This is a genomic window from Lawsonibacter hominis (genome assembly GCF_014287895.1).
Taxonomy (GTDB): domain Bacteria; phylum Bacillota; class Clostridia; order Oscillospirales; family Oscillospiraceae; genus Lawsonibacter_A; species Lawsonibacter_A hominis.
The window spans coordinates 359,388-371,474 of record NZ_JACOPP010000001.1; the positions used below are offsets into that span (position 1 = coordinate 359,388).

Below are 12,087 nucleotides of genomic sequence, written 5' to 3' on the forward strand. Positions count from 1 at the left end.
CTTTATTACCAATGACAACAAAGCCCCCCTGACTTTTTCTTGTTTTTGGTAACTTTTACCACGAGGAGAGGATTCCTATGGCTTTTGCAGCAAATACGGCCCCTGGACCGGCGCCGCTGGAGGCATTTCTGGCCGGACAGGCCGTCCGGGCTCAGGATTATCTGGGTGCCCATCCCGCCGAGCTGGACGGCCAGCCGGGCTATGTGTTCCGGGTCTGGGCCCCCCGCGCCAAGGCCGTGTGCGTCATGGGTGCGTTCAACGCCTGGAACGAGACCGACCAGCCGCTCTCACCCGTGGGCGGCGGCGTTTGGGAGGGCTTTGTGCCCGGCCTGGAGCGCTATGACACCTATAAATTTGCCGTCCACACCGCCGACGGCCGGGTTCTGGCCAAGGCCGACCCCTACGCCTTTCACGCCGAGACCCGCCCCGGCAACGCCTCCAAGCTCTACGATCTGTCCGGCTATGTATGGGGCGACGAGCTCTGGATGAAATACCGCCGGGAGCACCCCGTCTACCACAATCCGCTGAACATCTACGAGGTCCATCTGGGCTCCTGGCGGCGCACCGGAGCGGGCGAGTTTCTCTCCTACCGCACCATCGCCGAGTACCTGGTCCCCTACGTCAAGGAGATGGGCTTCACCCATGTGGAGCTGATGCCCATCACCGAGCACCCGCTGGATATGTCCTGGGGCTATCAGTGTACCGGTTATTTCGCGGCCACCAGCCGGTTCGGCACGCCCCACGACCTGATGTGGCTCATCGACCAGCTCCATCAGGCGGGCGTAGGCGTCATTCTGGACTGGGTGCCCGCCCATTTCCCGAAGGATGCGTTCGGCCTGTATGAATTCGACGGCACATGCTGCTACGAGTACGCCGATCCCCGCAAGGGGGAACACGCCGACTGGGGCACACGGGTATTTGACTACGGCAGGAACGAGGTGCGCTCCTTCCTTTACTCCTCCGCCCTGTTCTGGCTGGAGCAGTACCACATCGACGGCCTGCGGGTCGACGCGGTGGCCTCCATGCTTTACCTGGATTACGGACGGCAGGACGGACAGTGGGCGCCCAATATCCACGGCGGACACGAAAATCTGGAGGCGGTGGAATTTCTCCAGCAGCTCAACGGCCACGTATTCCTGGACCATCCGGATGTGCTGATGATCGCCGAGGAGTCCACCGCCTGGCCCCTGGTGTCCCATCCGGTGGACCAGGGCGGGCTGGGGTTCAACCTGAAATGGAACATGGGCTGGATGAACGACATTCTCCACTATATCAAGCTGGACCCCTATTTCCGGCAGTTCAACCACAAGGATATTACATTTTCTTTGATGTACGCCTTTTCCGAAAACTTTGTGCTCCCCCTGTCCCACGACGAGGTGGTCCACATGAAGGGTTCCCTGCTGGGCAAAATGCCGGGGGACGACGCGCAGAAATACGCCGGTGTGCGGGCCTTCTATACCTACATGCTCGCTCATCCGGGCAAAAAGCTGCTGATGATGGGCTGCGAGTTCGGCCAGTGGAACGAGTGGCACTACGAGCAGTCCCTGGATTGGCACCTGCTGGAGCAGCACGACGAGACCGGCGACGGCGACCGTCACCGCGCCCTCCAGGCCTTCTTCCGGGCGGCCAACGCCTTCTATCTGGCCCATAAGGAGCTGTGGGAACTGGATTTCTCCTGGGAGGGCTTCCAGTGGATCTGCGCCGACGACAACCAGGGCAACTGCGCCGCCTTTGTGCGCCGCGACAAGAAGGGCGGCTGCCTGCTGGTGTGCTGCAACTTCTCCCCCGTCCACCGCAGGGGCTACCGTCTGGGGCTTCCCTTCCCGGGCCGGTATGAGTGCGTACTCAATACCGACCGCCCGGAGTTCGGCGGTACCGGTCTGGGGGATACCGCGCCGGTCAAAAGCGAATATGTGCCCTGCCATGGGCAGGAGCAGTCCATGGAGATCGACCTGCCGCCCATGTCCGCGGTGATCTACCGCTGCGTCAAGAAATTCCCGCCCCGGCGGACCCGCGCGGCCGGCCCCGCGCAGAAAAAGAGCGCCGGCAGCGCCCCGGCCACCCCCTGATCTTCCCCACTTCCAACCTGAGGTGATCGTATGAAAAAAGAGTGTGTCGCCATGCTGCTGGCAGGCGGGCAGGGCAGCCGCCTGCACGCCCTGACCAGCCATGTGGCAAAGCCCGCCGTCCCCTTCGGGGGCAAGTACCGCATCATCGATTTCCCCTTGTCCAACTGCATCAACTCCGGCATCGACACCGTGGGCGTGCTCACCCAGTACCGCCCGCTGGAGCTCAACAGCTACATCGGCAACGGCCAGCCCTGGGACCTGGACCGGTCCGATGGCGGCGTGCACATCCTGCCCCCCTACATGCGGGAGGGCGAAAAGGGCACCTGGTACAAGGGCACCGCCAACGCCATCTATCAGAACCTGGGCTTTATCGAGCTGTACGACCCGGAATACGTGCTGATCCTCTCGGGGGACCACGTCTATAAGATGGACTATTCCCAGATGCTCCGCCGCCATAAGGAGACGGGGGCGGCCTGCACCATCTCGGTGCTGGAGGTCTCGCTGGAGGAGGCCACCCGCTTCGGCATCCTGAACGTGGACGAGAACGACAACATCTATGAGTTCGAGGAAAAGCCCCGGCACCCCAAAAGCAACCTGGCCTCCATGGGCATCTACATCTTTACCTGGAGCAAGCTGCGGGAATACCTGATCGCCGACGAGGCGGATGAAAAGAGCAGCAACGACTTCGGCAAAAATATCATTCCCGCCATGCTGGGCGCCGGGGAAGCGATGACGGTCTACCGCTTCTCAGGCTACTGGAAGGACGTGGGCACCATCGACTCCCTGTGGGACGCCAATATGGATATGCTCTCCACGGAAACCAGCATCGACCTGTACGACCAGGAGTGGCCCATTTACGCCCGGACCCCCACCAAGCCTCCCCACTTTATGGGGGAGCATGCCGTAGCGGAGCATTCCATGGTCACCGGCGGCTGCGAGGTATACGGCCGGGTGGAAAACTCCGTGCTCTTCCACTCGGTCATCGTGGAGAAGGGCGCCGTGGTGCGCTACTCCATCCTCATGCCGGGCACCATCGTCAAGGCGGGCGCCGTGGTGGAGTATGCCATCCTCGCGGAGAACGCGGCCATCTGTGAAAATGCCCACGTGGGCGCCTCCCCCGACGGCAGCGACAGCTGGGGAGTAGCCGTGGTGGCCCAGAACCTCCGGGTGGGGGAAGGGGCCGTGGTGCCCCCCAAGGCCATGATCACCCGGAATGTGAAAGGGGGCGGCGCGAAATGATGAACCAGCTGCACGGCATCATCTTCGCCTATCTCTCCAATCCCGACCTGCGGGAGCTGACCCAGCACCGCAACACCTGCTCCATCCCCTACGGCGGCCGGTACCGCATCATCGATTTTATGCTCTCCAATCTGGTCAATGCGGGCATCGACGACGTGGGCCTGATCGTACACACCAATTATCAGTCCCTGCTGGACCATGTGGGCTCCGGCAAGGATTGGGACCTCTCCCGCAAACACGGCGGCCTGCGCATCCTCCCCCCCTTCGGCTATGCCAACAAACGGGAGGGGATCTACCGGGGCAGGATGGACGCGCTGGCAGGCGTGCGCTCCTACCTTCAAAACATCCGCCAGGATTATGTGGTCCTGGCCGGGGGCGACCTGGCGGTCAACCTGCCCATCACCGACATCTTTGAGCAGCATCTGAAATGCGGCGCCGACATCACCGCCGTATGCACCCGCCAGCCCAAGGGCGACCCCAAGTGCTGCGATTACTTCACCATCGGCGCCAGCGGCCGGGTGAGCGACGTGGCCGTCCATCCCGCCCTTCCCCAGGGCTGCGAATCCCTGGAGGTCTACATCCTCTCCAAGTCTCTGCTGCTCTCGCTGGTGGATCACTGCGCGGCCCATAACATCCCCTCCTTCAGCACCGGCGTGCTCCAGCCCATGGTGGACGCTCTGAAGATCTTCCCCTACGTCTTTGACGGCTACGCTGCCCGGCTCCAGTCGGTGGCGGGGTATTTTGCCCGCAGCATGGAGCTGCTCGATCCCCAGGTCCGCCGCCAGCTCTTCGTGCCGGAGCGCCCGGTGAAGACCAAGGACCAGTCCAATCCCTCCACCTATTACGGCCCAGGCGCTCATGCGGTCAACTCCCTGGTGGCCGACGGCTGCATCATTGAGGGCGAGGTGGAAAATTCCATCCTGTTCCGGGGCGTGCGGGTGGAAAAGGGGGCCAGGGTCTCCGGCTGCGTGCTCTTCCAGGGCACGGCCATCCAGGCCGGCGCGGTGCTGAAATACGCCATTACCGACAAGAATGTACGGGTAAATCCAGGCCGCATGCTGATGGGCCACAGCACCTATCCGCTGGCTATCGCGAAGAACGAGATCGTCTAAACGCCGCGTGCGGATTTCGCCCCATGCGCTGCGGCGCCCCCGCCGCTCCCGTTCCATCTTTCTTTGAAGGAGTAAGCTATGAACATTCTGTTTGCCACCTCTGAATGCGCGCCCTTTATCAAGACCGGCGGGCTGGCCGACGTGGCCGGATCCCTGCCCAAGGCGCTGGCCAAGGAGGGCCATGACGTGCGGGTCATCCTCCCCCTCTACGAGGGCATCGGGGAGGACTGGCGCAGCCAGATGACCTTCCTGCAGTGTTTCCACATCACCCTGGCCTGGCGCACCCCCTACTGCGGCGTCTTTGAATTGAAGCGGGACGGCGTCACCTACTGGTTTGTGGACAACGAATACTACTTCAAGCGCTCCAGCATCTACGGCCACTATGACGACGGCGAGCGTTTCGCCTACTTTTCCCGGGCCGTCGTGGAGAGCGTCGGACATTTGGATTGGCATCCCGACGTGCTCCACTGCAACGACTGGGAGACGGCGCTGGTGCCCATCTACCTGCTGGAGGAGCGCCACCGCATTCCCCAGCTCTACGACACCAAAAGCGTGTTTACCATCCACAACATCGAGTACCAGGGCCGCTATGGCAGCCAGACCCTTCAGGACCTGTTCGGCCTGAACGCCGGATATTTCAACGAGCATATGCTGGAGTATCACGGGGATGTGAATCTGATGAAGGGGGCCATCTACGCCGCCGACTATGTCACCACCGTCTCCCCCACCTATGCCGAGGAACTCCAGTACGACTTCTACGCCCACGGCCTGGCAGGGGTGCTGGCCAATAACCGCCACAAGCTGCGGGGCATCCTCAACGGTATCGACACCGAAGGGTACGACCCCTGGCGGGACAAGGGGCTGACCAAGTTCTTTTCCGCCCGGCAGATGCAGGGCAAGAAAAACTGCAAGGCCGCCCTTCAGCAGATGTCCGGCCTGCGGGAGGCGCCCGATACCCCCATCGTCGCCTGTATCTCCCGTCTGGTCAAGCATAAGGGCTTCGATCTGGTCACCGCCGCCATCCATGACATCATGGCCATGGACGTGCAGATGATCGTGCTGGGTACCGGGGATTGGAACTACGAGGAGTCCTTCCGCCAGGCGCAGGCCCAGTATCCCGGCCGGTTTGCCGCCCATATGATGTACTCCCCCAATCTGTCCACCGCCATTTACGGCGGCGCAGACCTGTTTCTGATGCCCTCCATCTCGGAGCCCTGCGGCCTTTCTCAGATGATCGCCATGCGCTACGGCACCATCCCCGTGGTGCGGGAGACCGGCGGCCTGAAGGATTCCGTCGTTCCCTACAACCAGTTCACCGGGGAGGGCAACGGCTTCTCCTTCGCCAACATCAACGTTCAGGAGATGACCGGCGTGCTGGGCGCGGCCGTGGGGCTGTACCACACGGACAAAAAGGCCTGGAAAGGCCTGATGAAAAACGCCATGACGACCGACTTCTCCTGGGGCCGCTCCGCCGGGGATTATCTTGAGATCTACGGCTGGCTGACCGGCAAATGAGCCCCGCTTGACAAAAAATTAACACTGTGATAAAATGACCGCTCCGCAGGTGGGGTTAGGCCCGCCTGCGGAGCGAACTGTGTCTGCTTCCATCCAATTCCTTAATTGTTAAGGAGATGTCTGCATTGCATACGTACAGCAAGAAAGAATTGATGAACCTCATCACCGGCAAGCTGCGCCGCAATTTCGGCCGGGATGTGGAAGAGGCCACCAGCCTGCATATGTTCAAGGCCTGCGCCCTGGTGCTGCGGGACATCATCAACGAGCGGCAGCTGGCGACCGAGGACAGGGTATCCACCGAGCATCTGCGCCAGGTGCACTACCTCTCCCTGGAATTTCTGATGGGCCGCTCCCTGATGAAAAACGCCTATAACCTGGGGCTGCTGGCGCCCTTGACGGCAGCCATCGAGGCTCTGGGCTTCTCCGCCCCCGACCTGTTCGAGACCGAGCCCGACGCGGGTCTGGGCAACGGCGGCCTTGGCCGCCTGGCCGCCTGCTACCTGGACTCGATGACGACCCTGGAGGTCCCCGCCACCGGCTATTCCATCTGCTATGAGCTGGGCATCTTCAAGCAGAAGATCGTGGACGGCCAACAGGTGGAGCTGCCCGACGACTGGCTGGGCCTGGGCGACGCCTGGCTCATCCCCAAAATGGACGAGACCGAAGAGGTCCGCTTCGGCGGCAAGGTGGAGGATGTGTGGGATCAGAGCGGCCACCACGTCAAGCACACCGGGTACGACACGGTGCTGGCCGTTCCCAAGGATATGGAGATCGCAGGCTATGCAACGCAGCACAGCAACGTGCTGCGCCTGTGGGACGCCAAAAGCCCCACGCCGGTGGACATGGGTCTGTTTTCCTCCGGCCAGTATCTGAAGGCCGTGGAGCAGCAGGCCATGGCGGAGACCATCTCCAAGATCCTCTATCCGGAGGACAATCACTACGAAGGCAAGTCCCTGCGGCTCAAACAGCAGTATTTCTTCGTCTCGGCCACCATCCAGTCCATCGTGCGCAAACACCGCGCGGAGTACGGCACACTGCGCAACTTCCATCAGAAGCATGTGATCCAGATCAACGACACCCACCCCACTCTGGCCATCCCGGAACTGATGCGCATCCTGCTGGACGAGGAGGGCTACGGCTGGGAGGCGGCATGGCATATCGTCACCCACTGTGTGGCCTACACCAACCACACCGTCCTGGCGGAAGCGCTGGAGCGCTGGCCCCAGCAGCTGATCCAGACGCTGCTGCCCCGCATCTGGCAGATCCTGATAGAGATCAGCGGCCGCTACCAGCAGGAACTGACCGACTACTTCCACGGCGACCTGTCCAAGGTGGCCCCCATGGCCATTATCTGGGGGGGCGAGGTGCGCATGGCCAACCTGTGCGTGTGCGCCTGCTTCAAGGTCAACGGCGTCTCCGCCCTCCACTCGGATATCCTGAAAAAAGACGTGTTCCACGACGCCTATCTGCGTACTCCGGAAAAGTTTACCAACGTCACCAACGGCATCGACCACCGCCGCTGGCTCTCCGAGTGCAACCCCAAGCTGGATGAGCTGATCCGGGACTGCGGCTGCGGGGAGTATCTGCTCCGCCCCGACGCCCTCCAGGGCCTGGAGCGGTACAAGGACGACGCCGGGGTGCTCTCCCGGCTGGGGGAGATCAAAGCGGCCAATAAGCGCTCCTTTGCCGCCTGGGTCGCCCGGGAGAGCGGCGTCGTGCTCAACACCGACGCCATGTTCGACGTGCAGGTCAAGCGCCTGCACGAGTATAAACGGCAGCTGCTCAATGTGCTGCATATCATCTCGCTCTACCAGCACCTGAAGGACGACCCTCATTTCTCCTTTACCCCCCGCACCTACCTCTTCGGCGCCAAGGCCGCGCCGGGCTATGCGGTGGCCAAGAAGATCATCCGCCTGATCAATTCCGTGGCGGAGCTGGTGAACCGGGATCCCGCCTGTAAGGATCGGCTCCAGGTGGTCTTCCTGGAAAATTACCGGGTCAGCCTGGCCGAACAGCTCATGCCCGCCAGCGAGCTGAGCGAACAGATTTCCACCGCAGGCAAAGAGGCCAGCGGCACCGGCAACATGAAATTCATGATGAACGGCGCCCTGACTATCGGCACTCTGGACGGGGCCAATGTGGAAATGCATCAGGTGCTGGGCGACGAAAACATCTTCCTCTTCGGCCTGAAGGCCCGCGAGGTGGCTGAGATGAAGCAGAAGGGCTATAAATCCTACGAGTATTACGTCCACAATCCGGATCTGAAGCGGGTGGTGGACCAGCTCAATCTCGGCTTCGGGGACGGCGCAGCTTATGACGACCTGGCCCGCCGCCTGCTCTTCGGGGACGGCGGTCCCGCCGACGAATACCTGCTGCTGGCCGACTTTGAAAGCTACCGGGACGCCCACGTGCGGGCGGGTCAGGTCTATCTGGACCCCACGCGCTGGAACCAGATGTCTCTGGTGAACATCGCCCGCTCCGGCATCTTCGCCGCCGACCGCTCCATCCGGGACTATGCCCGGGAGATCTGGGACATCCCCGTGCGGGCGTAATCCGCCGTTCCTGCCGGAGGGGGCCGCCGCGTGCCACGCGGCGGCCCCCTCTGCGCGTTATGGCCCGTCGCCTCCGGCAGGGGGAACCGCGCCGTTGACCAGCGCAGCCGCCTCCTCCGGCGAAAGGCCCTTGAGCGTGTAGCGCACGGACGCCGCTCCGGCGTCCACGGTAAACTGAAAGCGCCAGCCGGGAACGTCTCCGGCGTCGTCCTCCACGTAACGCCCGAACGTCTTCAGCGCTTCGGCCGTGACCGCGCCCGCTTTGAGATCCGCTGCGGGCAGCGAGGCCGAGGTTGGAAAGCGGGCCACCGACAGCTCCACGTAATCGTATCCCCGGCTCCAGGAGGCGAAGAGCGTATCGACGTCCCGCATGGTCTGCCTGCCGCCGCTTTCAAATGCAAACCCTTCCGGCAGTTTAGCGGGCAGCCAAGCGCCCAGAGGGTCGGCCCGCAGATCCTCCAGCGACAGGTCCGTTCTGCGGCTGGCGTATACCAGCGCACCCTCGTCGGGCTCCAGCCCCTCGACGGTAAAGCCGCCGTAGCCGATCTGCCGGACCGCCAGCGCCGCCAGCCGCGCCGCTTCGTCCTGGTCCCGGCTGGTACACTGGAAGCGCACGCCGGTATCTCCGCACATAAAGTCCGCATAATAGCGCCAATCGCCGCTGCCCACGTCGGTGTAATAGAGGGTGACGGCAGTGCCGTCATATTCCGTCTGCTCCGCCTCCTCATAGGCCACGTCGGTGGGCGGCAGGCCGCCGGACGCCAGCCAAAGCTCGATCTCGGCGCTGGAGCCGTCGCGTTTTCCCGTGATCGCCGCCCACAGCAGCGCCCCGCCGCCGTCGATCCAGGCGTTTCCACCCAGAGCAAAACCCTCCCATCCCAGGGTCCAGGGCGCCTGCTCCGTACCGCCTACCGCCCTTACGATGTCCTCCGCCGTCAACCGGTACACGGAATAATCCGCAGGCGGGGCATAGTCGAGCTCCAGGTGCTTTGAGAAATCGCAGTACGTGAATTCCAGCGCCGGCAGACTAAAATCAGAATGGTGCTGTCCCGCAAAGGGGTCCCCCACCTCCAGAACGTATTCCGCCCCCGCCTGCGGCGCCCGGGTGGACGCGGCCCCGGTCTCGACGGGCGCCGGAGACTGTGCCGCTCCGGCGCTGGGACGCGGCAGCCCCCCTGCATGCCGTATCGGATAAGCCGCCAGCGCCAGTACACCGCAGGCCGCCACCGCCGCCGCCCAGCGGCTGGGACGGTGCGCCTTCGGCGCAGGCCGGGTACGCCGCGTTCTGTCCAGCGCCTCCATCAGCCGTCGGTGCTGTGCCTCGCTCAGGCGGACTCGGTCAAAATAGGAACGGTAGCCGTTCATTACGTCTCTCCTTTCAGCAATTCCCGCAGGCGGGCGCGGGCCCGGGTCAGCCGGGAGCGGACGGTCCCCTCCCGCTCCCCGGTCAGAGCGGCGATCTCCGCCGTCGGGTAGCCCTCATAATAATAAAGGTGGATCACCGCCCGCTCCTTGGGCGGCAGAGCGGATATCTCCTCCAGCGCCAGGCGCTCCTCCTCAGCGGCGGCGGGATACGTATCCAGCAGGGGTGTTGTGCGCCTCCGCCAGGGCGCGCGCAGACGGCTTTTGCAGCCGTTTATCAGCACCCGCAGCAGCCACGCCCGTTCATGCTCCCCGCTTGCGAAGGCGGGGGCTTTCTCCAGATATTTGACAAAGGCGTCCTGTACCGCGTCCTCCGCCTCATGGCAGTCGCCCAAAATGGCAAGGGCGGTGCGGTACATGGCGTGTTCATAGGTACAGACCAGAAGTTCCAGCCGGCCGGGGTCTGTCATCTTCCCTCCCCCTTTCACTCTATATACGCTTTTAGACGGCAAATTGCTGCAAACGCGGCACAGATTTGCGCAAAAACCGCGGGACGGAAATCCGTCCCGCGGTTTTTGCAAAATGCCTTCCATCTTTTCCGGTAAGCCGCCATGTCACTTGGCCGCAGCGGTCAGCGCCGTCACGTCGTCCTTCCCGACGACCAGAACACGCCAAACAAAGACGGCCAGGAACAGCGCGGCCACGACAAGGCCCACAGGGTAGGCAACGGCTGTGGACAGCCCCAGGCACTCCGGTGCCTGGAAGAAGTAGGTCACGGACACCGCAGACATAAACGTGGCGGGCAGCGCCGCGATCAGGCAGGCCTTGGGAGGGAACCCGTATTTGTGCAGGAACACCGCGCCGGTCCACAGCACGATCATGGCCAGGGTCTGGTTGGCCCAGGAAAAATAGCGCCACAGCACATCCCAGGGCAGCGCCAGAGCGATGAGCGCACCCACGGCCAGCAGAGGCACGGACAGCGCCGCACGGGGGCCGGTCCTGGACTGATCGATGTGGAACCAGTCTGCGATGGTCAGCCGTGCGGAACGATACGCCGTATCACCGGAGGTAATGGGACAGGCGATCACGCCGATCATCGCCAGCACGCCGCCCACAGGCCCCAGCAGCGTAGTCGAGATCTCGTACACCACATCGCCCGCGCCGCCGGCGGCGATGGCTGTGGTCAGGCCGCTCATGCCGTCCAGCAGAGAGCCGTGATTGGTATAAAAGGTGACGCCGGCGGCCGCCCAGATCAGCGCGATAACGCCCTCAGCCACCATCGCGCCGTAAAAGATGCCGCGGCCCTGCTTCTCGCTGGTGATGCAGCGGGCCATCATGGGGGACTGGGTGGCATGGAAGCCGGAAATCGCGCCGCAGGCCACCGTAACGAACATCATCGCCCACTTGGGCAGGCTGTTGGGATGCACCGCCGCCAGGGAAGCCAGCGTCAGCTCGGGCATGTCGGAGCCCCGGAGGAGAACGGTGGCGCCTCCGATACCGAGGGCCATGACAATCAGGCAGATACCGAAGATGGGATAGAGCTTGCCAATGATCTTGTCGATGGGCAGGAAGGTGGCGATCAGATAATAGACCATGATGGCCACCAGCCAGAACATGGTGCTCAGCGCCTCGGGCGTCAGCTTGGCCAGCAGCGCGGCGGGGCCGACGGAGAAGTTGACGCCTACCATCACCAGCAGGACCACGGAGAACACCCGCATGATGAAGGTGATGACCTTGCCCATATACAGTCCGACGACCTCGGAGATCGACTTGCCGTCGTTGCGCTCGCTCATCATGCCGGACAGAAAATCATGTACGCCGCCGCCCAAAATGGTGCCGAAGACGATCCACAAGTAAACGGACGGGCCCCAGCAGGCGCCGGACAGCGCGCCATAGATGGGCCCCAGACCGGCTATATTCAGCAGCTGGACCAGGAAGATGCGCCAGGGCTTCATCGGAACGTAATCTACACCGTCGGGGTGGGCCACCGCGGGGGTGGGGCGGTCATCGATTCGGAAGATGCGCTCCACCAGCTTGCTGTAGGTCAAAAAGCCAACGATGAGCAGGGCCAGACATACAAAGAACGTGATCATGGATATTCCCTCCTCAAAAAAGATAGCGGACTGTAAAGTTAAATGAAAGTTGAAGACCCGTCAGCCCTTCTGGTACAATGGTTTCACCACAAAACACATGTACTCTCGAAAGGAGACGAGTCTTCGTGGCAAGATTATACCAACT

General features: G+C 62.7%; 8 protein-coding genes. 5 read left to right on the top strand and 3 right to left on the bottom strand.

Features of this window, described 5'->3' with window-relative positions; translation table 11 throughout:
- The first annotated feature begins 77 nt into the window (after positions 1-77).
- From glgB to H8S57_RS01750, 5 genes are all read left to right on the top strand, one after another.
- Positions 78-2,069 (top strand): 1,4-alpha-glucan branching protein GlgB, encoded by a 1,992-nt coding sequence (gene glgB, locus H8S57_RS01730; RefSeq protein WP_186906342.1) that lies wholly within the window; start codon positions 78-80, stop codon positions 2,067-2,069.
- Positions 2,070-2,099: 30 nt separating this feature from the next.
- Positions 2,100-3,308 (top strand): glucose-1-phosphate adenylyltransferase, encoded by a 1,209-nt coding sequence (locus H8S57_RS01735; RefSeq protein WP_186906343.1) that lies wholly within the window; start codon positions 2,100-2,102, stop codon positions 3,306-3,308.
- Positions 3,305-4,420: a glucose-1-phosphate adenylyltransferase subunit GlgD gene (gene glgD / locus H8S57_RS01740; protein WP_186906344.1), complete on the top strand. Its 1,116-nt coding sequence runs from the start codon at positions 3,305-3,307 to the stop codon at positions 4,418-4,420. Before H8S57_RS01735 ends, glgD begins: the two co-directional genes overlap by 4 nt.
- Before the next feature lie 78 nt (positions 4,421-4,498).
- On the top strand, positions 4,499-5,935 hold the full coding sequence (gene glgA / locus H8S57_RS01745) for a glycogen synthase GlgA (protein WP_186906345.1): 1,437 nt from the start codon (positions 4,499-4,501) through the stop codon (positions 5,933-5,935).
- 116 nt (positions 5,936-6,051) lie between these two features.
- Positions 6,052-8,487, top strand: a complete 2,436-nt coding sequence (locus H8S57_RS01750; protein ID WP_186906346.1) for a glycogen/starch/alpha-glucan phosphorylase — start codon at positions 6,052-6,054, stop codon at positions 8,485-8,487.
- 57 nt (positions 8,488-8,544) lie between these two features.
- Here H8S57_RS01750 and H8S57_RS01755 read toward each other — a convergent pair whose 3' ends face one another.
- From H8S57_RS01755 to H8S57_RS01765, 3 genes are all read right to left on the bottom strand, one after another.
- Positions 8,545-9,852 (bottom strand): hypothetical protein, encoded by a 1,308-nt coding sequence (locus H8S57_RS01755; RefSeq protein WP_186906347.1) that lies wholly within the window; start codon positions 9,850-9,852, stop codon positions 8,545-8,547.
- Positions 9,852-10,319, bottom strand: coding sequence for an RNA polymerase sigma factor (locus tag H8S57_RS01760; protein WP_186906348.1), 468 nt, complete (start codon positions 10,317-10,319; stop codon positions 9,852-9,854). Before H8S57_RS01760 ends, H8S57_RS01755 begins: the two co-directional genes overlap by 1 nt.
- 144 nt (positions 10,320-10,463) lie before the next feature.
- Positions 10,464-11,942 (bottom strand): carbon starvation CstA family protein, encoded by a 1,479-nt coding sequence (locus H8S57_RS01765; protein ID WP_186906349.1) that lies wholly within the window; start codon positions 11,940-11,942, stop codon positions 10,464-10,466.
- Positions 11,943-12,087 lie beyond the last annotated feature (145 nt).